This is a genomic window from Pseudomonas fluorescens (assembly GCF_041354075.1).
GTDB lineage: Bacteria > Pseudomonadota > Gammaproteobacteria > Pseudomonadales > Pseudomonadaceae > Aquipseudomonas > Aquipseudomonas fluorescens_CE.
Genome location: NZ_JARZGC010000021.1, coordinates 41908 through 65107, shown reverse-complemented (window position 1 = coordinate 65107; position 23200 = coordinate 41908). Strand labels below are relative to the sequence as shown.

General features: G+C 61.9%; 19 protein-coding genes. 8 read left to right on the top strand and 11 right to left on the bottom strand.

The genetic code is table 11. From position 1 onward, the window contains the following. Positions 1–21: 21 nt before the first annotated feature. Complete coding sequence (locus tag QIW53_RS22135) at positions 22–852, top strand: methyl-accepting chemotaxis protein (protein ID WP_371051752.1); 831 nt, start codon at positions 22–24, stop codon at positions 850–852. 132 nt (positions 853–984) lie between these two features. On the opposite strand, the gene QIW53_RS22130 is transcribed toward QIW53_RS22135, so the two are convergent. The 5 genes from QIW53_RS22130 to QIW53_RS22110 all read right to left on the bottom strand — a co-directional run bounded on the left by QIW53_RS22130 (position 985) and on the right by QIW53_RS22110 (position 10127). Continuing rightward, positions 985–1587, bottom strand: a complete 603-nt coding sequence (locus QIW53_RS22130) for a DUF924 family protein (RefSeq protein ID WP_371051717.1) — start codon at positions 1585–1587, stop codon at positions 985–987. 3 nt (positions 1588–1590) lie between these two features. Continuing rightward, positions 1591–2601, bottom strand: a complete 1011-nt coding sequence (locus QIW53_RS22125) for a class 1 fructose-bisphosphatase (protein WP_192307548.1) — start codon at positions 2599–2601, stop codon at positions 1591–1593. Between the two features lie 274 nt (positions 2602–2875). Further along, on the bottom strand, positions 2876–4249 hold the full coding sequence (locus QIW53_RS22120; RefSeq protein ID WP_371051716.1) for a DUF3999 domain-containing protein: 1374 nt from the start codon (positions 4247–4249) through the stop codon (positions 2876–2878). Continuing rightward, positions 4246–7467: a DUF2339 domain-containing protein gene (locus QIW53_RS22115; RefSeq protein ID WP_371051715.1), complete on the bottom strand. Its 3222-nt coding sequence runs from the start codon at positions 7465–7467 to the stop codon at positions 4246–4248. The genes QIW53_RS22120 and QIW53_RS22115 overlap by 4 nt, the downstream gene beginning before the upstream one ends. Before the next feature lie 209 nt (positions 7468–7676). Beyond that, positions 7677–10127: a glycogen/starch/alpha-glucan phosphorylase gene (locus QIW53_RS22110; RefSeq protein WP_371051714.1), complete on the bottom strand. Its 2451-nt coding sequence runs from the start codon at positions 10125–10127 to the stop codon at positions 7677–7679. A 256-nt stretch (positions 10128–10383) separates the two neighbouring features. Between QIW53_RS22110 and QIW53_RS22105 the strand changes: the two genes are divergently transcribed. Then, positions 10384–10821 carry a YkgJ family cysteine cluster protein gene (locus QIW53_RS22105; protein ID WP_201193907.1) on the top strand — a complete coding sequence of 146 codons (438 nt, stop codon included), beginning with the start codon at positions 10384–10386 and terminating at the stop codon, positions 10819–10821. A 209-nt stretch (positions 10822–11030) separates the two neighbouring features. On the opposite strand, the gene typA is transcribed toward QIW53_RS22105, so the two are convergent. Beyond that, on the bottom strand, positions 11031–12851 hold the full coding sequence (gene typA / locus QIW53_RS22100) for a translational GTPase TypA (RefSeq protein ID WP_371051713.1): 1821 nt from the start codon (positions 12849–12851) through the stop codon (positions 11031–11033). A gap of 139 nt (positions 12852–12990) precedes the next feature. Beyond that, on the bottom strand, positions 12991–14445 hold the full coding sequence (gene thiI / locus QIW53_RS22095) for a tRNA uracil 4-sulfurtransferase ThiI (RefSeq protein WP_371051712.1): 1455 nt from the start codon (positions 14443–14445) through the stop codon (positions 12991–12993). Between the two features lie 328 nt (positions 14446–14773). Between thiI and glnA the strand changes: the two genes are divergently transcribed. The 5 genes from glnA to ntrC all read left to right on the top strand — a co-directional run bounded on the left by glnA (position 14774) and on the right by ntrC (position 20333). Further along, on the top strand, positions 14774–16180 hold the full coding sequence (gene glnA, locus QIW53_RS22090; protein WP_192307541.1) for a type I glutamate--ammonia ligase: 1407 nt from the start codon (positions 14774–14776) through the stop codon (positions 16178–16180). Between the two features lie 277 nt (positions 16181–16457). Next, positions 16458–16967 (top strand): DUF4124 domain-containing protein, encoded by a 510-nt coding sequence (locus tag QIW53_RS22085; protein ID WP_371051711.1) that lies wholly within the window; start codon positions 16458–16460, stop codon positions 16965–16967. Next, positions 16964–17584 carry a DUF4124 domain-containing protein gene (locus tag QIW53_RS22080; protein ID WP_371051710.1) on the top strand — a complete coding sequence of 207 codons (621 nt, stop codon included), beginning with the start codon at positions 16964–16966 and terminating at the stop codon, positions 17582–17584. The genes QIW53_RS22085 and QIW53_RS22080 overlap by 4 nt, the downstream gene beginning before the upstream one ends. 230 nt (positions 17585–17814) lie before the next feature. Next, positions 17815–18900, top strand: coding sequence for a nitrogen regulation protein NR(II) (gene glnL / locus QIW53_RS22075; RefSeq protein ID WP_371051709.1), 1086 nt, complete (start codon positions 17815–17817; stop codon positions 18898–18900). Continuing rightward, on the top strand, positions 18897–20333 hold the full coding sequence (ntrC, locus tag QIW53_RS22070) for a nitrogen regulation protein NR(I) (protein ID WP_371051708.1): 1437 nt from the start codon (positions 18897–18899) through the stop codon (positions 20331–20333). Before glnL ends, ntrC begins: the two co-directional genes overlap by 4 nt. A 535-nt stretch (positions 20334–20868) precedes the next feature. Here the strand turns inward: ntrC and QIW53_RS22065 are convergent. Continuing rightward, positions 20869–21309: a hypothetical protein gene (locus QIW53_RS22065; RefSeq protein ID WP_371051707.1), complete on the bottom strand. Its 441-nt coding sequence runs from the start codon at positions 21307–21309 to the stop codon at positions 20869–20871. On the opposite strand from QIW53_RS22065, the gene trmL reads away from it, so the two are divergent. Next, positions 21308–21763, top strand: coding sequence for a tRNA (uridine(34)/cytosine(34)/5-carboxymethylaminomethyluridine(34)-2'-O)-methyltransferase TrmL (gene trmL, locus QIW53_RS22060; protein ID WP_371051706.1), 456 nt, complete (start codon positions 21308–21310; stop codon positions 21761–21763). The genes QIW53_RS22065 and trmL overlap by 2 nt on opposite strands. A gap of 118 nt (positions 21764–21881) precedes the next feature. On the opposite strand, the gene secB is transcribed toward trmL, so the two are convergent. From secB to QIW53_RS22045, 3 genes are read right to left on the bottom strand one after another with little or no spacing between them, the layout of a single operon-like run. After that, positions 21882–22367, bottom strand: a complete 486-nt coding sequence (gene secB, locus QIW53_RS22055) for a protein-export chaperone SecB (RefSeq protein WP_371051705.1) — start codon at positions 22365–22367, stop codon at positions 21882–21884. A gap of 41 nt (positions 22368–22408) precedes the next feature. Next, positions 22409–22663: a glutaredoxin 3 gene (gene grxC / locus QIW53_RS22050; protein ID WP_368556572.1), complete on the bottom strand. Its 255-nt coding sequence runs from the start codon at positions 22661–22663 to the stop codon at positions 22409–22411. Position 22664: 1 nt separating this feature from the next. Continuing rightward, a complete protein-coding gene (locus QIW53_RS22045; RefSeq protein ID WP_371051704.1) occupies positions 22665–23078 on the bottom strand; it encodes a rhodanese-like domain-containing protein in 414 nt (137 codons plus the stop codon). Positions 23079–23200: the final 122 nt, after the last annotated feature.

The window sequence follows — 23200 nt, the reverse complement described above, 5'->3', positions numbered from 1 at the left end:
ATCCACACCTCGATCCGCGAAGTGTCCTCGGCCACCGGCCAGGTCAACGAAGTCGCGCTGCGCGTGGTGGCGGCCTCCAACTCGTCGATATTCAACTCCGACCAGCAGGCCTCGCGCACCAGCAGCGTCGCTGCGGCCATCAACCAGCTCGGCGCCGCCGCCCAGGAAATTGCCCAGAACGCCGCCCTCGCCTCGCAGCACTCCAGCGATGCCCGCGCCCTGGCCGAAGACGGTCAGCAGACGGTGGATAGAACCATCACCGCCATGCATCAACTGTCGGCGAAAATCAGCGATTCCTGCGGCAACATCGAAACGCTCAACAGCAACACGGTCAACATCGGGCAGATCCTCGAAGTGATCACCAGCATCTCCCAGCAGACCAACCTGTTGGCGCTCAACGCCGCCATCGAAGCCGCCCGTGCCGGTGAGGCCGGACGCGGTTTCGCCGTGGTGGCCGACGAAGTGCGCAACCTCGCGCACCGCACCCAGGATTCGGCGCAGCAAGTGCAGAAGATGATCGAGGAACTGCAAGTCGGCGCCCGCGAAGCCGTGACCACCATGACCGACAGCCAGCGCCAGAGCGAAAGCAGCGTCGGCATCGCCAACCAGGCCGGCGAACGCCTGGGCAGCGTGACCCAGCGCATCGGCGAAATCGACGGCATGAACCAGTCAGTCGCCACCGCGACCGAAGAGCAGACCGCCGTGGTGGAATCGATCAACGTCGACATCAACGAGATCAACACGCTGAACCAGGAAGGTGTGGAAAACCTGCAGGCGACCCTGCGGGCATGCGCGGATCTGGAGCAGCAGGCGGTGCGGTTGAAGCATCTGGTGGGTAGCTTCAGGATCTGAGGCGCGGCCACTGGCCTCTTCGCGAGCAAGCCCGGTCCCACAGGGATCTTCGGTGTTAACACAATGTGTGTTCCACCAAGGCACTGTGGGAGCGGGCTTGCTCGCGAAGGCGGCAGCAGCCTTAACGCAAGTTTAGAATCGGGAACCTGGCCCGGCGAGGAACTCAAGTTCTTCCGCCGTCGACTCCCGCCCCAACACCGCATTGCGATGCGGAAACCGGCCAAACCGCGCAATCACTTTGCGATGCCGTTCGGCATAGTCCAGATTGTCGGCAAACACCGCTCGCTCGCCTTCCGGCTGTTCTGCCACCAGATCGATAAACCGCGAAACGGCTTCGTTCTGCACCGCGAGGTTTTCGCAGTGTTCGAACACCAGATAAATGAACACCCGCTGGATCGGCTTCAATTGCCGGTCGAAGTCGGCGGCAATGCCTTGCGCGACGAGTTTCTGCGCGCGCAGATCACCGGAAAAAGCTTTGGGGGAATCGCGAAAGATCATTCGCGGCAGTTGATCGAGCAACAGCACCAGCGCCAGCCAACCTTCGGGACGTTGCGTCCACTCGGTCAATCCGCCGGCCAGGGCCTGATCGACAAAGACCCCGAAACGCTCTCGCGCCTCGAGGTCTTGGCTGTCTTTCTTGCCGAACCACAACTTGCCCTTGTCAGCCGCAATCTCGTCCGGTGATTCGGCGTGTCCGAACCACCAATCGAGCAACGGCTGCCAGGGCGCGGTCATGGCTTACTCCTGGTGGTAGGCCGTGGCGCGTGCCACTTCTTCTTTCGAACCCAGGAACACCGCGCAACGCTGGTGCAGACCTTCAGGCTGAATGTCGAGGATGCGCTGATGGCCGTTGGTGGAGGCGCCACCGGCCTGCTCGACCAGGAACGACATCGGGTTGGCTTCGTACATCAGGCGCAGTTTGCCCGGTTTCGACGGCTCGCGGCTGTCGCGCGGGTACATGAACAGACCGCCACGGGTCAGGATGCGGTGTACGTCTGCCACCATCGCGGCAACCCAGCGCATGTTGTAGTTCTTTTTCAGCGGACCTTCTTCACCGGCCAGCAATTCGCCCACATAGCGTTGTACCGGGGCTTCCCAGTGACGCTGGTTGGACATGTTGATCGCGAACTCCTGGGTGGATTCCGGGATCTTGATGTCTTCGTGAGTCAGCACGAAGCTGCCCATTTCACGGTCCAGGGTGAAGCCCTTGACGCCGTCGCCCAGGGTCAGCACCAGCATGGTCTGTGGGCCGTAGATGGCGTAACCGGCGGCCACTTGCTGAGTGCCTGGCTGCAGGAAAGCCTTTTCGTTCAGGGCTTCGTTCTGGCTCAGGTATTCGCTTGGGCAACGCAGCACCGAGAAGATGGTGCCGACCGGCGCGTTGATGTCGATGTTCGACGAGCCGTCCAGTGGGTCGAACACCAGCAGGTACGCGCCTTTCGGGTACTTGCCCGGAATCTGGTAGGCGTTGTCCATTTCCTCGGAGGCCATGCCGGCCAGGTGACCGCCCCATTCGTTGGCCTCGAGCAGGATCTCGTTGGAGATCACGTCGAGTTTCTTCTGCACTTCACCTTGGACGTTTTCAGTGCCCATGCTGCCCAGAACACCGCCCAGGGCGCCCTTGGACACGGCGTGGCTGATCTCCTTGCAGGCACGCGCCACCACTTCGATCAGGAAGCGCAGATCGGCAGGGGTGTTGTTGCTGCGGGTCTGCTCAATCAAATAGCGACTCAGGGTAACGCGGGACATGGACGGCTCCGGTGGAATGGGGGGCTAAAAACCCGCGCAGTTTAGCGCGAGTCGAGGCGCATTTCCTCCTATCAGACGTGATCCGCCAAAGAGAGTTCATGCACGGGGTTCAGCGTAGTTCGAAACACAGCGGATGTGGGCCGCAGACCGAGGCGACTGACATGATTTTCTTTGCCTGGAAAGCCGCCTTCGCGGGCAAGCCCGCTCCCACAGAATCTACGCCGAATTTGTGGGAGCGGGCTTGCCCGCGAATGGCGCGCAGCGCCAGCCACCCTCAGGAATTGGCCGGCGGCTTGCGCAGCAAACTGAACGCCATCACCGCCAGGAACAGCACGCTGAGCAGCAATACCGCCCACAAGCCGATTTTCTTCCAGTCGGTGTCCGTCGTCGCCGCCCCGACTGCCGTGGATACCGGCGCGGTCGTCGTTTCGCCATCCACGGTGGCCCGCCCCAATGCCGCCCACCGGGCCGCGCTGTAATCCGGAATCAGCGTGGTCAACGGCAGGTTCGCCGTCTTCACCGTCGCATTGCCCAAAACCAACCGGTAAGGCCCCTCGCCTCGCGCCAGGAACACCAACTGCGTGGCGCGCACCGCAAATTTCACGCTGGGCGCCCGCTCCCCCAGACCACCGCCGCGCTCGTCCACGGTCAGCTTCAACTGCTGCACGGTTCGCCCGGGCACTTGCAGCTCGTCCTGCAGCACCTCCTGACCGCCCTGGGTCAGGCGATAGAGCAAGCCGCTGCTCAACACCTGCCAAGGCTGGCGACTGTCCAGCCGTCCGTACAGGATCGCCGGCGCCAGGCTGTTGGGCTGATCGAGCTCAACCTGCAGGCGCTCGACATTCACCCCGGCCGGCAACTGCCAGCTGTACTCCCCGGCCTTTTCGCGGGTGCCCGCCAGCGCTTGCGACCACACCAACGGCAGCGGCACGCTGCGCGCGGTGGCGCTTTGCAATTGCGCCGAGGTCAGCGTCGGCGCCGAATTCGGCGTGCTCCACAGCAGGCGCAGGTAGCGCGCCGACTGCCCCGGCAAGCCCACTTCGTGCTGTTCGACCCGCTCGTCGGCAAAAGTCAGGCGCGCCACCTGTCCGTCGCCCCACGCCTGCCAATGCTGCAAGTCATCGCTGGCCTCGATGCTGAAACGCTGAAAGCCATCGCGCTCGCTGGTCCAGTCGATGATCAGTTGCTGCAACGGCGCGTTGATCGCACTGGCGTCGAGCAGCCAGCCGCGCAGCACCTCTTCACCGGCTTCCAGCTGGCTCGATGGCTGCACTTCCACCAAGGCGCCATTGGCGTTCGATTGCACCCGCACGCTCGGCGCGCGCTCGTTGTCGTCGGCGGCGTTGTACAGCGGAAACCACTTCACGTCGGTCAGCTCGCGCGCCTCACTGACCTGCGCACTTTCCCGCGCCAGCGCGTAGGCCTGGACCTCGCCCGCCGCATTGAACACCCGTACGTCGCTCAGGTCGCTCTGTTGCGCCTTCAATTGCACCGCCAAGGGCAATTCGAGGCGATACCAGGGACCCTCGCCGCTGAGGTTCAACGGCACGTGCGTGGCAAAGTCTGCGGGTTGTTCCTGCGCGTTGATCGACAACGCGACAGCCAGGGCAACGGCGCCCAACCAGACCCGGTTCAACTTCTGACTCAAGACGACACTCCTTCGGTTTGCGGGCCCGGGTTTTCGGCGTCGGCTGCGCCATCACGCACAACGCCGGCACGCTTGGGCGGCAATGGGGCGAAATAGCCCACCACCAACAGCAGCACCCCGACCCCGATGAACGAGACGATCCGGGCGAGGCCGCCACGGTTGCTCAGTTCGACAAAGAACAGTTTGGCGACCACCACGCCGATCAACGCTGCGCCCATCAGCCAGACTTCGCGACGGACGCGCAGATGTCCGCCGATCATCAGGCTCAGGGCCATCAAGGTCCAGACGATGGACAGGCCGGCCTGCACCTGCATCGAGGCGAGCAGCGCGTCCAACTCGAACGGCACGCCACCCCAATGGTGCGCCGTGCGGTTCACCAGTGCGGTGAAAAACGCGAACAGCGAAACACCGGCGATCAGTTGCGTGCCGCGCTCGACGTAATCCTTGCGCAACGCCAGTTGCGGCGCGGCACTGCGCGCCCAGACATACACCCCGAACAACGCAAACAGCAGGCCCAACTCCAGCGGGTTGAGCAGCGGCACATAAGGCAAAGGCTCGGCAGCGCCACTGCTGAAGCTGTTGGCCAGCCAGAACCAGCCGAGCATCAGCAATGCCAGCGGTGCCGCAGCGTACAGGCGGTATTCGCGAGGATAGGCGCAGACTGGCCACGGCCAGTGACGAGGACTGGCCATCAGCACCAGGTACAGGCTCGGCAGGATCGCCCAACCCAACCAGCGCCAGGCGTTGTACTGCTCGGCCAGCAGCAACAAGCCGAAACGCAGCTCCAGCGCCAGCACGCCAATCAACAGCCAGACGCCCAGCACGTGAGCAATGCTCAGCGCCCGAGCCGGCAACATCGGCGCCAGCCGCCGCAACGAAATGAAATGCACCACGAACACCGCCGTCCAGGCCAGCCAGCCAAATTCGGCCGCCGGGTGATATCGCGAATGCCACGCGGCGAACAGGATCAGGCCCGCCACCGGTGTCAGCAGCGTGCCGAGCAAGCCCAGTGCCGGCCATGCCAGGCGCAACGCCAACACCGCCCACAGGGCGACACTCAGCGCCGCCACGGCCAGCAACAAGGTCGCTTGCAGGTTCGCCGGGGCAAAACGCAACACTTCACTGCCCCACGCCAGCGGCCAGCCAGCCGCGCCCCACAGCAACAACACAGCGGACAGACGCTGATTCAAGACCGCGACAGGACGCTCCTGCTGCAAGCGCCAGGCCCCGACCCCGGCCGCCAGGCTCAACAGCCAGGGTGTCCAGAACCGCTCATGGGCCAGCGGCCGCAGCCCTTCGCTGGCCAGCGACGCCAGGAAGTCCGAACCGGCGACCACGAACAACGCACCGCCGAGCAACTGCACGGCAAATCCGCAGAACAGAAACGTCCGCGATTGCAGGCGCAGGCCCGCAAACAAGGTCACCACACCGGCCAGCCCCCACCCAATCGCAGTGCCATGAATCAGCAAGAACAGCGGCGCCAGCAGATAGAGGAAGGTCAGGCCAAGGCCGGCCAGCACTGGCTTACCCCGTAGCTCCCATTTCGAAGCCTGGCCGGGCAAGGCCTTGTGCAATTGATGGAAACTGAACAGCAAGGCCACACCGAGCAGTAACGCCCCCAGCGGCGCCCCGGCGATCAGACTGCTGTCGCCCGCTCGCAACTCGCCGATAAACATCAGCGCCGAGCCCAATTGCAGCAACAGGGCGAAAGCTCGAGCCAGCGGTCGATTCTGCCGCAGGCCGAGCCAGAAGATACCGGCGCCCTCCACGGCCCAGGCGGAGGTCGTCCAGCGCGCATCGAGCCCCAGAGGAATCGCCAGGCTGGTGAAGATCACGCCCAGGGCGAGGCAGGTCTCCGCCAGCAGCAACGTGCGCGCGGTGAACAACACGCGAGCCAGGACCATGTAGAGGATGCCCAGCGCCAGGGCACTGAACGCCGCGGCGAACGCCAGGTGCTGGACCAGCGCGAACTGCAGACCGAACCCCACCAGCGGCGGGCCGAACAGCAGCGTACCGTCGACGTAGTCACCCTTGCGCGCCGACCAGCGCAACAGTGCCTGGCGATCCTCGGCCTCGGGGGCATCGCCCAGTTCCTGAAGTTTGCGCCGGGCGAACAGCAGCCCGATGGTCAGGTACATGAGGAAAAACAGGATCAGGAACGGCTCGGTGCTCCACAACAGTTCCTGTGTGTAGGAGCGCAGCCCCCAGGTGAGGCCGACACCAAAGGTGCCGACGAAGCCGATCACGTTGAGCAGCCGCCAGGCCTTGAACCAGGCAATGGCCAGGATGCCGGCATTGAGCAGGGCGAAATAGCTGAACAGCGCGACATGACTGCCGGCGCCGCTGGAGGTCAGGATTGGCGCGGCGAAACCGCCCAGGGCGGCGGCGCACGCCAGTGCCAGGGAGTCCTGGGTGATGGCCAGCATCGCCGAGAACACCGTCACTGCCACCAGCAAACCGAACGCGGCCGTCGGGTCCAGCAGCGGGTGCAAGCGCATGGCCGCAAACACGGTCAGGTAGAGCACCGCAATCCCGGTGCCCTGGAGCATCAACGCATACTGAGGATTGCGCTGGCGTAACCACCAACCCAGGGCCAGCAAGGCCAGCGCAGCAGCCGCCACACCGGCATAACGCAGCTCAAGCGGCACCACCAGACCTTCGGTGGCGTAGCGCAGCAGGAACGCCAGGCCGAGAAACAACAGCACCACGCCGACCCGCAGCACGGTGTTGCCGCCCAGCAGCCAGTTGCGCGCGCCGGCGACGGCGCGCTCGATGATATTCGGTGTACCGGGCGCGACGGGCTCGCGGGCCGCTGTCCAGGCATCGTCGGACAATGGTCGGCGCGGGGCTGCCGTGGTGATGGTCTGCGCTTCGACCTCGGGCGGAAGCTCCCAGACCAATGCCGAGGTCGGGGCCGGCTCGGCGATTTCGTCGAGGGTGAATATGGGAGAAACCGCAGGTTCACTGGCAAGCGGCTCTTCAACAGGCGCCGGCGCATCGGCGATTTCCAGCACCGCCAGGCGTTGCTGAACCGCATTCAAGGCCGACTGCGCCTGCTCCAGCAGCACGCGCTGCTGCGTCGCCTGGGCGTCGAGGCGGTTGATGCGAATGGCCTGGCCGACACCCAAGCCGAGCAGCGCGCCCAGCAGGGCATCGCCGAACGATTCGTCGAGCACCCAGCCCAGCACCAGCCCGATCAACATGAACATCCATTGCATGGTCGATATCCCTAAGCGGCAACTCACCCACCTGATCTGAAAACACTGTAGGAGCGGGCTTGCCCGCGATAGCGGCCGGTCAGACAACGCCATGTTGACTGATGCACCGCTATCGTGGGCAAGCCCGCTCCCACAGGGTCAGGCTGCTGCTCAGTATATCGGTCAGGCCCGATCTCCGTCGGGCCTGCCTCGCAATTACCGCGGAAAAATCACTCCAGCGCTTTCCAGATGTCCGTGGCGTACTCGCGAATCGTCCGGTCCGACGAGAACCAGCCCATCCGGGACGTGTTCAACACGGCCGAGCGCCACCACGACTGGGAATCGTGCCAAAGGGCTTCGACGCGCATCTGCGCTTCCCAATAGGCATCGAAGTCGGCGCAGACCAGGAAGCGGTCGAAGTCGATCAACGAATCGATCAGGCCGGTGTAGCGGGACGGATCATCCGGCGAAAACACACCGCCGCGAATCGCCTGCAGCACATCCCCCAGGCGATGGGACGCGGCGATGTCCGGCGTCGCATTGAACTCGTGGTTCTGCTTGCGTGCTTCCACCTGTTGCGCGCTGAGGCCGAAGATGAACATGTGTTCGGCGCCGATGAGCTCGCACATTTCCACGTTGGCGCCGTCCAGGGTGCCGATGGTCAGGGCGCCATTGAGGCCGAACTTCATGTTGCTGGTGCCCGACGCTTCGAAGCCGGCCGTGGAAATCTGCTCCGACAGGTCCGCCGCCGGAATGATGCTTTCCGCCAGGCTGACGTTGTAGTTGGGCAGGAACACCACCTTGAGCAGGCCACGCACGGTCGGGTCGTTGTTCACCACCCGGGCAATGTCGTTGGTCAGCTTGATGATCAGCTTGGCCTGGTGATAACTGGCCGCCGCCTTGCCGGCGAAGATCTTCACCCGTGGCACCCAGTCGATTTCAGGCTCGGCACGGATGGCCTGGTACAGCGCGACCGTGTGCAACAGGTTGAGCAGTTGACGCTTGTATTCGTGAATCCGCTTGACCTGCACATCGAACATCGCCGCCGGGTTGACCGCGATCCCCAGACGTTCGTGGATCAGGTAGGCCAGGGCCTTCTTGCTGTGCAGGCGCTGTTCGGCGAAGGCCTTGCGAAACGCCGGTTTCTCGGCGAACGGCTCCAGCTCCTGCAAACGCTCTTCCGGGTGATCCAGCAGGTCCGGACCGAGGGCATCGACCAGCATCGAGGTCAGCTCCGGGTTGGCCTGGTAGAGCCAGCGGCGGAAGGTAATCCCGTTGGTCTTGTTGTTGATCCGCTCCGGATAGAGTTTGTGCAACTCGGAGAACACCGTCTTGCGCATCAGCTGCGTGTGCAGGCCGGACACGCCATTGACGCTGTGCGAGCCAAGGAAAGCGAGGTTACCCATGCGCACGCGACGGCCATTGTCTTCCTCGATCAGCGACACCGCCCGTAGCACGTCGAAATCATGGATGCCCTTGGCGCGCAGCGAGTCGATGTGCTGGGCGTTGATCAGGTAAATGATCTGCATGTGCCGCGGCAGCATGCGCTCCATCAAACCGACCGGCCAGGTTTCCAGCGCTTCCGGCAACAACGTGTGGTTGGTGTACGACAGCGTGGCGACGGTCACTTCCCAGGCTGCGGCCCATTCGACGTCGTAGACGTCGACCAGTTGACGCATCAGCTCGGCGACGGCAATCGAGGGGTGGGTGTCGTTGAGCTGGATCGACGCGTGATCGCCCAGGGTCAGCACCGAGGTGTGCATGTTGCGATGGCGGCGCAACAGGTCCTGCAGCGATGCGGCGACGAAGAAATACTCCTGGCGCAGGCGCAACTCCTGGCCAGCTTCGGTGCTGTCCGCCGGATAGAGCACACGCGAAATGCTTTCCGCCCGGGCCACTTCGGCGACTGCGCCCAGGTGGTCACCCGCGTTGAAGCGTTCCAGGTGCAGGTCTTCCATGGCCCGGGCACGCCACAGGCGCAGGGTATTGACGCTCGCCCCGCGCCAGCCGACAACCGGAGTGTCGTAGGCAATGGCCCGCACGGTTTCCGCCGGGGACCACACTTGCCGGGCCTTGCCGTTCTCGTCGGTGACGGTTTCGACGCTGCCACCAAAACCGATCGGGTACACCACCTCCGGCCGTTCGAATTCCCACGGGTTACCGAAATCCAGCCAATGCTCGGTTTGCTCCTGCTGCCAGCCATCGACGATCGCCTGGCGGAACAAACCGTGCTCGTAACGAATGCCGTAGCCGTGGCCGGCGATGCCCAGGCTCGACATGCTCTCCATGAAGCAGGCCGCCAGACGCCCCAGGCCACCGTTACCCAGGGCCGCGTCGGGCTCCAGCAGGCGGATGCGCTCCAGGTCGACGCCCAGTTCGGTCAGGGCTTCACGGGCGACATCCAGCAGGCCAAGGTTGCTCAGACTGTCGTAGAGCAGGCGGCCGATGAGAAATTCCAGGGAGAGGTAATACACCCGCTTCTGGCCTTTGCGGTAAATCTGCCGGGTGTGGTCCATCCAGTGCTCGACCATGTGATCGCGCGCGGCGAGTGCAATGGCTTCGAACCAGTCGTGGTCGAAGGCGTGATCCGGGTCTTTGCCCACCGCGTAGGTGAGTTTGGTCAAGACGGCGTCGCGAAATGCGGCCACCTCTGCTTCGCGAACAAGTGGTTCTTGAGTCATCGATAGGACCTCGAGCGAGCGTGGAATAGTTGAGCCTAGACCGTCTGACAGACGTCGCCGGCTCTGGTTCGGCAGTTTTTCCGGTAAATGCGCGACAGGCGGCATTGGATTGTCGTGTGGTCTGAATCAATGCAGGGGCCGTGCCGGATAACCTCACGCACGACGCGGCACGGAAAAAATCTGGCGAAAGGTTGTTCAAAAATCCACCCGTCCCGGTATGATCGCGCGCCCTGATGCACACGCCTGGTAACAACCGATGATGAAGCCCAATTTGATCGCCGCCGCCGAGATCGATCGCCTCGATACCTGGGCCAAGTATTCCGCCCCGATGTGTGGTTCGTGCATGTCCAGCTGCTGCACCCTGCCGGTCGAGGTCAAGATCAAGGACCTGATCCGCATCGGCATCGTCGATGAATTCGAGCTGGGCGACCCGCCGAAGAACATCGCCAAGCGCCTGCAAAAGGAAGGGCTGGTCGAGCGTTTCAATCAGAAATCGGGCATCTTCACGCTGCAGCGCATGAGCAACAACGATTGTTATTACCTGGATCGTAAGAGCCGCCTGTGCACCATTTATGACAAGCGCCCGGACACCTGCCGCAACCACCCGAAAATCGGCCCGCGGCCGGGGTATTGCGCGTACAAGCCGAAGGAAGTGGAGCGTGAGCGCAATTCGCGGACGATCGAACGGTTCTGATCTGTCCTGAAAAATTCTGGCGGCTGACCGGCCGTCTTCGCGAGCAAGCCCGCTCCCACAGTTGATCGCATGCGTTCCGAAAGAACTCGGTCACTGTGGGAGCGGGCTTGCTCGCGAAGAGGCCGGCACAATCTCTACACAAACCCCAGACAAACAAAAACGCCCCCGGTCTCGCGACCGGGGGCGTTTTTTTCAGCCTTGGCTAAATCTTATGCCTTGGCTTTCTTGGCAGCGCGGGTACGCTCGCTTTCGTCCAGGATCTTCTTGCGAAGACGGATGGACTTAGGCGTGACTTCGCACAGCTCGTCTTCCTGGATGTATTCCAGGGCCTGTTCCAGGGTGAAGCGAACAGGTGGAACCAGAGCGATGGTTTCGTCTTTACCCGAAGCACGCATGTTGTCGAGCTTCTTGCCCTTGGTAGGGTTGACGCCCAGGTCGTTGTCGCGGCTGTTCTGACCAACGATCTGACCGTTGTAGATCTCCTGGCCGTGTTCGACGAACAGCTTGCCACGAGCCTGCAGGGTTTCCAGCGAGTAGGTCAGTGCCTTGCCGGTTTCAACCGAAACCAGTACGCCGTTCTGACGGCCGGACATGTGGCCGGACTTCACTGGAGCGTAACGGTCGAAGATCGAGGTCAGGATGCCAGCACCGTTGGTCAGGGTCAGGAACTGGTTACGGAAACCGATCAGACCACGAGCAGGGATGTTGTATTCCAGACGCACACGGCCTTTGCCATCCGGCACCATGTTGCTCAGGTCGCCTTTACGCAGACCCATCTCTTCCATCACCTTGCCCTGGGATTCTTCAGGGATGTCGATGGTGACGTTCTCGAACGGTTCCTGCTTGACGCCGTCAACTTCACGAATGATCACTTCAGGACGGCCCAGGGCCAGCTCGAAGCCTTCGCGACGCATGGTTTCGATCAGTACCGAGAGGTGCAGCTCACCACGGCCGGAAACCTTGAACTTGTCAGCCGAGTCGCCTTCTTCAACGCGCAGTGCAACGTTGTACAGCAGCTCTTTGTCCAGACGATCCTTGATGTTACGGGAGGTCACGTACTTGCCTTCTTTACCGCAGAAAGGCGAGTCGTTGACCTGGAAGGTCATGGAAACGGTTGGCTCGTCGACGGTCAGAGGCTTCATGGCCTCAACGGTCAGCGGGTCGCACAGGGTGTCGGAGATGAACAGCTCGTCGAAACCGCTGATGCAGACGATGTCGCCAGCTGCTGCTTCTTCAACGTCCACACGGTGCAGGCCGTGGTGACCCATCAGCTTCAGGATACGACCGTTGCGGCGCTTGCCGTCGGCGTCGATGGCGACCACCGGGGTGTTCGGCTTGACGCGACCACGGGCGATACGGCCAACACCGATCACACCCAGGAAACTGTTGTAGTCCAGTGCCGAGATCTGCATCTGGAAAGGACCGTCACGGTCAACAGCAGGAGCTGGAACGTGGTCGACGACCGCCTGGTACAGCGGGGTCATGTCTTCCGCCATGGCGGTGTGGTCCAGGCCGGCAATACCGTTCAGGGCCGAAGCGTAAACAACCTGGAAGTCCAGTTGTTCGTCGGTGGCACCCAGGTTGTCGAACAGGTCGAAGATCTGGTCCAGAACCCAGTCAGGACGCGCGCCCGGACGGTCGACCTTGTTGATCACGACGATTGGCTTGAGGCCAGCTTCGAACGCTTTCTTGGTCACGAAACGGGTTTGCGGCATAGGGCCGTCTTGAGCGTCAACCAGCAGCAGCACGGAGTCGACCATCGACATTACGCGCTCTACTTCACCGCCGAAGTCGGCGTGGCCCGGGGTGTCCACGATGTTGATGTGGTAGCCGTTCCAGTTGATGGCGGTGTTTTTCGCCAGGATGGTAATACCACGCTCTTTTTCCTGGTCGTTGGAGTCCATCACGCGCTCGTCGTTGAGCTCGTTGCGCTCCAGGGTGCCGGACTGACGCAGGAGTTTGTCTACCAGGGTGGTTTTACCATGGTCAACGTGGGCGATGATGGCGATGTTGCGTAGATTTTCGATCACTTGTGTATCTCGATCAGAGGATTCGGTGTGCTGACAAGTCTTGGCAGCGATTAACAGTAGCGTCCGTGAAAGCCGTTACAGCTTGACGGCGGCGTCGGGGGGCCGGTGACGCAGGCCACAGGCAAACAGCCCCGGGCACTTAGCTCGGTCGATAAACGCGCACATTGGCATGCCCCTCACTGAGCAAATGGTGGGCATGCAGGCGACTCATCACGCCTTTGTCGCAATACAACAGGTACTGGCGAGTAGGGTCCAGTTCCTTGAAACGAGCGTTCAGTGCATAGAACGGCATCGTTTGTACCTCGATGCCAGCGAGCTCCAGCGGTTCATCCTCGGCGGCATCCGGGTGGCGGATGTCGATCACGATCTGACCGGCCAGCGCGTCGCTGACTTCTTCAATCTGTACGTCCTGGCCCAGTTCATCGATCACGCGGTCGATGGGTACCAGCTTGGCGTTCTCGAGCGCCCGCTCGAGTACGGCCATGTCGAATTCTTTCTCTTCGTGCTCCACACGGTGGCGCTTGGCGGCCGTCTTCGGGTTGACCGAGATGACCCCGCAGTACTCCGGCATGTGCCGGGCAAAATCGGCGGTGCCGATTTCATTGGCCGTGTCGATGATGTCCTGCTTGTGACTGGCGATCAGCGGGCGCAGCACCAGCTTGTCGGTCACGCAGTCGATCACGGACAGGTTCGGCAACGTCTGGCTCGACACCTGGGAAATCGCCTCGCCGGTGACCAGCGCGTCAATGTGCAGTCGGTCGGCTATCTGGGACGAAGCGCGCAACATCATACGCTTCAATACGACACCCATATGACTGTTATCGACTTTGCCGAGAATTTCGCCCAACACTTCCTCGAACGGCACACTGACAAATAACACGCGTTGGGAGCTGCCGTACTTCTTCCAGATGAAATGCGCGACTTCCATGACGCCCAGTTCGTGGGCACGTCCGCCCAGATTGAAGAAGCAGAAATGAGCCATCAGACCACGGCGCATGATCTGGTAGGCGGCGACCGTGGAATCGAAACCACCCGACATCAGTACCAGCGTCTGCTCCAACGCACCCAGCGGATAACCGCCGATGCCATTGTGCTGGCTGTGGATGACGAACAACCGTTGGTCGCGTACTTCGATGCGGACTTCGATTTCCGGCTTTTTCAGGTCGATCCCGGCGGCACCGCACTGACGGCGCAACTGGCTGCCGACGTACTTTTCGATGTCGATCGAGCTGAACGGATGCTTGCCGGCGCGCTTGCAACGCACCGAGAAGATCTTGCCGGCCAATGCATCGCCGTAGTGCTGCTTGCACTTTTCGACGATGTCGTCGAAATCGCCCAGCGGGTATTCATCGATCTGCAGGAAGTGCGCGATGCCCGGCATGCAGCTCAGGCGCTCGCCCATCTCTTTCAGGGCCTTGGGGTCGCTGACGCGGGTTTCCAGCTCGAGGTTGTCCCACACACCGTTCACCACCACAGCCGGGTCCAGGTCGCGGAGCACGGCACGGATGTTCTTGGCCAACTGGCGGATGAAACGCATCCGTACCGGGCGGCTCTTGATGGTGATCTCGGGGAAGACTTTTACGATTAGTTTCATGAAAACAGCGCGCGCAGGGCCAGCCGAAAAAGGGGGGCGCGGATTATAGCGGAAATTGCTCAAGGTTTAACCAGTTAATGTGCAGAAGGTTTTGCACGCACCAAAACGGGTCGTTTTCGAATCCAGGCGCTACATTGTAGGGCGAGATTTTTCCGAATTTGCGCCCGCAAGCCTTTATAAGCCTGAAAAAGAGGCAAAAAACCCATGCTGGGGCACTGGCATGCAATTTGCTCCCTTGTGAGGCAGGTTGCCTTGGCAGAGTATTCGCGCCGGCATCACACATATCTAAGGGCATCCACTACCCGCCCTAAGCCACCCGGAGGACAGTATGTCGAAGTCGGTTCAACTCATTAAAGATCATGACGTCAAGTGGATTGATCTGCGCTTCACGGACACCCGCGGCACTCAGCACCACGTGACCATGCCGGCTCGCGATGCGCTGGATGAAGACTTCTTCGAAGTCGGCAAAATGTTCGACGGTTCCTCCATTGCTGGCTGGAAAGGCATCGAAGCTTCCGACATGATCCTGCTGCCAGACGACGAAACCGCCGTTCTGGACCCGTTCACCGAAGAGCCGACCCTGATCCTGGTCTGCGACATCATCGAACCTTCGAGCATGCAAGGCTACGATCGCGACCCACGTGCGATCGCCAAGCGCGCCGAAGAGTACCTGAAGTCCACTGGCATCGGTGACACCGTATTCGCCGGTCCAGAGCCAGAGTTCTTCATCTTCGACCAGGTGAAATTCAAGTCCGACATCTCCGGCTCCATGTTCAAGATCTACTCCGAACAAGGTTCGTGGATGTCCGATCAGGACGTGGAAGGCGGCAACAAGGGCCACCGTCCAGGCGTCAAAGGTGGCTACTTCCCGGTTCCGCCGTTTGACCACGACCACGAAATCCGTACCTCCATGTGCAACGCACTGGAAGAAATGGGCCTGACCGTCGAAGTTCACCACCACGAAGTGGCAACTGCCGGCCAGAACGAAATCGGCGTCAAGTTCAACACCCTGGTGAAGAAAGCCGACGAAACCCAGACCCTGAAGTACGTTGTGCACAACGTTGCCGACGCCTACGGTCGCACCGCTACCTTCATGCCAAAGCCTCTGTACGGCGACAACGGCTCGGGCATGCACGTGCACATGTCCATCTGGAAAGATGGCAAGAACACCTTCGCTGGCGAAGGTTATGCCGGCCTGTCCGATACCGCCCTGTACTTCATCGGCGGCATCATCAAGCACGGCAAGGCCCTGAACGGCTTCACCAACCCGGCCACCAACTCCTACAAGCGTCTGGTGCCAGGCTTCGAAGCCCCGGTAATGCTGGCCTACTCGGCCCGTAACCGTTCGGCTTCGATCCGTATTCCTTACGTGTCGAGCCCTAAAGCCCGCCGTATCGAAGCACGTTTCCCGGATCCAGCAGCCAACCCGTACCTGGCGTTCGCTGCACTGATGATGGCTGGCCTGGACGGCATCCAGAACAAGATCCACCCTGGCGACGCGGCTGACAAAAACCTGTACGACCTGCCGCCTGAAGAGGCGAAAGAGATCCCACAAGTTTGCGGCAGCCTGAAAGAAGCCCTGGAAGAGCTGGACAAGGGCCGCGCGTTCCTGACCAAGGGCGGCGTGTTCTCCGACGACTTCATCGACGCTTACATCGCTCTGAAAAGCGAAGAAGAAATCAAGGTCCGCACCTTCGTACACCCGCTGGAATACGACCTGTACTACAGCTGCTGATCCGTTGACGCCTGCGCAAGCGGCGTGACGAAAAGAGGCCTCCTTCGGGAGGCCTTTTTTATGCCCGTATTTTTACTGGGCATACAAAACCCTGTGGGAGCGGGCTTGCTCGCGAATGCGGTGTGCCAGCTACGTTGATGTCGTCTGATACACCGCATTCGCGAGCAAGCCCGCTCCCACAGGGTTCTGAAGATGTCGGTCCGATTGATAACAACTTGGGCCAATCGCCCACCCTGACCTATGCTGCAATCCAACGCTCTCGCTTCTGGTCGATTTTATGGGTCGTGGTTTTCTGTTCATCCTGCTGGTGGTCGCCCTGCCCGCCGCCGCGCAGATCTACAAGTACACCGATGCCGCCGGCAACACCGCCTACAGCAATCAACCGCCCGATGGCGTGAAAGCCGAGGCGGTCGAATTGCCGCCCCTCAACAGCGTCGAGCGCCAGGCACCTGCGGCGCCACCGGCCGAAGCGTCCAGCAGCGAACGACCGCGCTCCGCCTATGAGGTGCTGGAGCTGACCAACCTGCCGACCAGCGAAGCCCTGCGCGCCAACAATGGTACTTTCACGGTCAACGTGCTGATCAAGCCCAGGCTGCGAGGCCCGCATCTGTTCCGGCTGCTGCTGGACGACCAGCCGTATGGCCAGCCGAGCAACGTGCCGATCCTGCAACTGGTCAATATCGATCGCGGCACCCACAACCTGGCGGTTCAGGTGATCGACGGGGAAAACGTCATCCAGCAGAGCCCCAGCGTGACCTTCACCCTGCAGCGGGTCCACACACCGTGAACGGGTGGCTGCTGATCGCCTGCCTGGTCGTACTGCCAGCGTCGGCCGAGGTGTTCACCTATGTCGATGCCCAGGGCAACCGGGTCTTTACCGACCAGCCCGGCACCGGCAACGCCAAGCGCGTGCCCCTGGCGACGAGCAACCGCATGTCCGCCAACCCGACTGGCGCCGCACCGCTGAAGGCCGAGAAAAAAGCCGCCGCCAGGCCCGCGCTCCACTACGACATGCTCAGGGTGCTGGTGCCCGAGCCGGACGCCACCATCCGCAGCAGTGCCGGCGAACTGATCGTCAGCATCACCAGCGAACCCGGCCTGCAACCGGGTCACCGCTACCGCCTGCTGCTCGACGGCCAGCCCACCGCCGAACCCGGCCCCAGTCCGGTATTCGCCTTGAGCAACATCGACCGGGGCAGCCATCAGCTGTCCATCGAGATCCTCGATGAACAGGGCCGAACGGTCGAGCGCACGGCCAATCAGCCCTTTCACATGCAGCGCATCTCCCTGGCGCAAAAACGCAAAACCCAGCCATGCACACTGACCGACTACGGCCAGCGACCAGAATGCCCACTCAAGGACAAGCCGCCGGAGGAAAAGAATCCGTTCCTGCGCTTCTTTTAACGCCGTTCAGCTTGTCGCACTATATTGGTGCAAATGCATGCACCGCCCCCACCAGCCAGCCCATTTTGGTTCGAAAATACCCGCCCAAGCTGGCATAACGCCACAACATTGAGCGTAGAACGCCCGTTTCAGGCATCAAACGCTTCTTTTCGGAGCCTTGGTTTGGTTTTTGCATTTTCCGTGCATCTGCGCTGTATTCATGCGCGCGCCCTGCTCCAAAAGAGGTCCTGATGACCATTAGCGACGCACTGCATCGATTGCTACTCGACAACTTGACCACCGCCACCATTCTGCTCGACGCTGAACTGCGCCTCGAGTACATGAACCCGGCAGCGGAGATGCTCCTGGCCATCAGCGGCCAGCGCAGCCATGGGCAGTTCATCAGCGAACTGTTCACCGAGTCCACCGAAGCGCTGAATTCCCTGCGCCAGGCGGTCGAGCAGGCGCACCCTTTTACCAAGCGCGAAGCGATGCTCACCGCCCTCACCGGCCAGACCCTGACCGTCGATTATGCGGTGACGCCGATCCTGGCCAACGGCGCCACGCTGTTGCTGCTGGAAGTTCATCCCCGTGACCGCCTGCTGCGGATCACCAAGGAAGAGGCGCAACTGTCGAAGCAGGAAACCAGCAAGATGCTGGTGCGCGGCCTCGCCCATGAAATCAAGAACCCGTTGGGCGGCATTCGTGGCGCCGCGCAGTTGCTGGCCCGCGAGTTGCCGGAAGAAAGCCTGCGCGACTACACCAACGTCATCATCGAAGAGGCCGATCGCCTGCGCAATCTGGTCGACCGCATGCTCGGCTCGAACAAGCTGCCCTCGCTGGCCATGTGCAACGTCCACGAAGTGCTGGAGCGGGTTTGCCAACTGGTCGAGGCGGAAAGCCAGGGTTGCATCACCCTGGTGCGCGATTACGACCCGAGCATTCCCGACGTGTTGATCGACCGCGAACAGATGATCCAGGCCGTGCTGAACATCGTGCGCAACGCGATGCAGGCCATCAGCAGCCAGAACGAGCTGCGCCTGGGCCGCATCAGCCTGCGCACCCGCGCCATGCGCCAGTTCACCATCGGCCACGTGCGCCATCGCCTGGTGACCAAGATCGAGATCACCGACAACGGTCCGGGCATTCCTGCGGAACTCCAGGAAACCATTTTCTTTCCCATGGTCAGCGGTCGTCCGGACGGTACCGGACTCGGCCTGGCCATTACCCAGAACATCATCAGCCAGCACCAGGGCCTGATCGAATGTGACAGCCATCCAGGCCACACCACCTTCTCGATCTTTCTGCCACTGGAACAAGGAGCCACATCGACATGAGCCGTAGTGAAACCGTGTGGATCGTCGATGACGACCGTTCTATCCGCTGGGTCCTGGAAAAAGCCCTGCAACAGGAAGGCATGACCACCCAAAGCTTCGACAGCGCCGATGGCGTGATGAGCCGCCTGGCGCGCCAGCAGCCGGACGTGATCATCTCCGACATCCGCATGCCCGGGGCGAGCGGCCTTGACCTGCTCGCGCGGATTCGCGAACAACACCCGCGGCTGCCGGTGATCATCATGACCGCGCACTCCGACCTGGACAGCGCTGTCGCTTCCTACCAGGGCGGTGCGTTCGAGTACCTGCCCAAGCCGTTCGACGTCGACGAGGCAGTGTCGCTGGTCAAGCGTGCGAACCAGCACGCCCAGGAGCAACAGGGCCTGGAAGTGGTGCCGCCCTTGACCCGCACCCCGGAAATCATCGGCGAAGCGCCGGCGATGCAGGAAGTGTTTCGCGCCATCGGGCGTTTGAGCCACTCCAACATCACGGTGCTGATCAACGGCGAATCCGGTACCGGCAAAGAGCTGGTCGCCCACGCCCTGCACCGCCACAGCCCGCGCGCGGCCTCGCCGTTCATTGCGCTGAACATGGCGGCGATTCCCAAGGACCTGATGGAGTCCGAGCTGTTCGGCCATGAGAAGGGCGCGTTCACCGGCGCGGCCAACCTGCGTCGCGGTCGCTTCGAACAGGCCGACGGCGGCACGCTGTTCCTCGACGAAATCGGCGACATGCCGGCGGACACTCAGACCCGCCTGCTGCGCGTACTGGCGGACGGCGAGTTCTACCGCGTGGGCGGTCACGTGCCGGTGAAGGTCGATGTGCGGATCATCGCCGCGACCCACCAGAATCTGGAAACCCTGGTTCATGCCGGGAAATTCCGTGAAGACCTGTTCCACCGCCTCAATGTCATCCGTATTCATATTCCACGGCTGTCGGACCGTCGCGAGGACATCCCGACGCTCGCCAAGCACTTCCTCAGCCGCGCCGCACAGGAACTGGCGGTCGAGCCGAAGCTGCTGAAAAGCGAAACCGAGGAATACCTGAAGAACCTGCCGTGGGGCGGCAACGTGCGTCAGTTGGAGAACACCTGCCGCTGGATCACGGTGATGGCTTCGGGGCGCGAGGTGCACATCAGCGACCTGCCGCCAGAGCTGCTGAACCTGCCGCAGGACTCCGCACCGGTCACCAACTGGGAGCAGGCCCTGCGCCAGTGGGCCGATCAGGCGTTGGCTCGCGGCCAATCGAGCCTGCTCGACAGCGCCGTGCCGGCCTTCGAACGGATCATGATCGAGACGGCGCTCAAGCACACCGCCGGCCGTCGCCGCGATGCCGCCGTCCTGCTGGGCTGGGGGCGTAACACCCTGACGCGCAAGATCAAGGAATTGGGCATGAAGGTCGATGGCGGGGATGATGATGAGGGGGAGGAAGGCTAACAGGCCTTCAGCTCATCACCGACTGTCAGATCCAATCGCGAGCAGGCTCGCTCCCACAGGTTTTTCAGGTGTTCACACCCGTCCAATGTGAGAGCGAGCCTGCTCGCGATGCTTTTGGGGCCCCCATGCACCACAGCAAAGCACCCTGACCTGCAATCGCGCATGCCGCAGCCCGGCCAATCCCGCGAATACCGAAACAAAACCCCGCCACGCAAAAACACGAAAGCCCCGGAATCCGGGGCTTTCGTCGTTTCAGGGCGCCTTTGTGTTTCAACCTGTTAAAACCTGGCACGCCCCCTGCAATAGTCCATTCAGTGATTCAGTTCACTACCCGGTTTCGGGGACCTTGGTACAGGCAGGCCGGGGATTCCCCTCTTTACATCGGGCTCACACCGCACAAGCGACGAGCCCAGCCGTTTTGGGGCCCTTGATACAGGCAGGTCAGGGGTTCCTTCTTTACACCGGGCTCACGACGCAATGCGCGAGCCCTGCCGTTTTGGGGACCTTGGTACAGGCAGGCCGGGGATTCCCTCTTTTATTGCTCCCGGAGATGGATCTCCAGCCGCCAGCGGTCATCGACCTCACTCCCGGCCCATTCGCCTTGTAGCGGCCGGGCCGCCACCACCGACAGCAGCAAACCTTCCTTACTCTTGAGCAATCGCCAGTTCACGCTCTTGCCCTCGAGCTTGAGCTGACCGTTCTGCGCCCGGCCTTGCGCATCGAACAGCAGCGCCAGGCTGCCGTCCACGAACTCGCCATGGGTCTTGGGCTCATTGTTGAACCACACCACCAGCCCGTCGTCCGTCACCTCGATCTGCTGCAGCTCACTGGGGTCGGGCGTGGTCAGGCGACCGATCATCAGCCCCACCATCAACCCGAAAAGTGCCAGCGAGCCCATCACCCGAGGGAATAGTTTCGAACGCGGGTCCGCTTGCGGCGTAGAATGCCCGTCATCTTTACCTGCGGAGCCGTGCATGTTTCACGTCATCCTTTTCCAACCAGAAATTCCGCCGAATACCGGCAACGTTATCAGGCTGTGCGCCAACAGCGGCTGCCGCCTGCATTTGATCGAACCGCTGGGCTTCGAGATGGACGACAAACGCCTGCGCCGGGCCGGCCTCGATTACCACGAGTATGCCACCCTGCAGCGCCACGCTGACCTGGCCAGTTGCCTGGAAAGCCTCGGCCATCCACGTTTGTTCGCCTTCACCACCAAGGGCTCGCGGCCGTTTCACGATGCCAGCTTCATCGAGGGTGATGCGTTCCTGTTCGGCCCGGAAAGCCGTGGCTTGCCCGCCGACGTGCTCGACGCCCTGCCCGCTGAACAGCGCCTGCGCCTGCCGATGCGTGAAGGCTGCCGCAGCCTGAACCTGTCGAACACCGTGGCGGTGGCCGTGTACGAGGCCTGGCGGCAGAACGATTTCAAGTAGTCGCACACAAAAAATGTGGGAGCGGGCTTGCTCGCGAAAGCGGTGTGTCAGTCAGCCTATTCGTTGATTGACACACCGCTTTCGCGAGCAAGCCCGCTCCCACATTGGGACTGCTGCCTTACTGAACGGTCGGCGTCTCGCCAGCTTCCTGCATGCGTTGCAGTTCCTGGGCGTACAGCGCGTCGAAGTTCACCGGGGCCAGCATCAGGGCCGGGAACGAACCACGGGTCACCAGGCTGTCCAGGGTTTCGCGAGCGTACGGGAACAGGATGTTCGGGCAGAACGCGCCGAGCGTGTGGCTCATCGAGGCGTCGTCCAGGTTCTTGATCAGGAAGATCCCGGCCTGCTGCACTTCAGCGATGAAGGCCACTTCGTCACCGTTTTTCACGGTCACCGACAGGGTCAGCACGACTTCGTGGAAGTCGGCTTCCAGCGCCTTTTGACGGGTGTTCAGATCCAGGCCTACGCTCGGCTCCCACTGCTGGCGGAAGATCGCCGGGCTTTTCGGGGCTTCGAAGGACAGGTCACGCACGTAGATGCGCTGCAAGGAGAATTGCGGTGCGCTATCTTCTTCGGCAGCTGCAGTGTTCTGTTGGTCGGTCATCTCAGATCCTTTCTGATCCAGGGGGCTTGTAGGGAGGGCATTCAGGCCTTGAGCAGGGCGTCGAGCTTGCCGGCGCGCTCAAGGGCAAACAAATCATCACAGCCACCCACGTGGCGCTCGCCGATCCAGATCTGCGGCACGGAGGTCCGGCCGGCTTTCTGGGCCATGGCGGCGCGCACCTGTGGCTTGCCATCGACCTTGATCTCTTCGAACGCCACGCCTTTGTTCTCGAGCAGGTACTTGGCTCGCGAGCAATAAGGGCAGTAATCGCTGGAATAGACGACGACGTGGCTCATATCACTTCACCAGCGGCAGGTTGTCGCCTTTCCAGCTGGAAATACCGCCGGACAGCTTGGCGGCGGTGAAGCCGGACTTCATCAGTTCGCGGGCATGCGTGCCGGCGGTCTGGCCCATGGCATCGACCAGGATGATGGTCTTGGCCTTGTGCTTTTCCAGCTCGCCAATGCGCGCGGTCAGCTTGTCGTGGGGAATGTTCAGCGCACCGACGATGTGACCGGCGGCGAAATCCTTGGCCGCACGGATGTCGATGACGACGCCGGCGTCCTTGTTGACCAGGCCCGTCAGTTCGCCGGTGCTCAGGCTACGGCCGCCGCCTTGCATCTGATAAGCGACCAGCAGCGCCAGCAGCACGATGAAAAGACCGACGAGCAGATAGTGGTTAGTGGCAAATTCAATCAGGTGAGCAACCATCGAAGGAGGTTCCAGGGCGTTAAAATGTCGGCCAGTATACACAGCCACTATGGAGCGCCAAACCCCGTCCGGCGGTGACGCGGCCGGAACTTCGCTTTAAACTGCCACTCCCTTTTTCCATC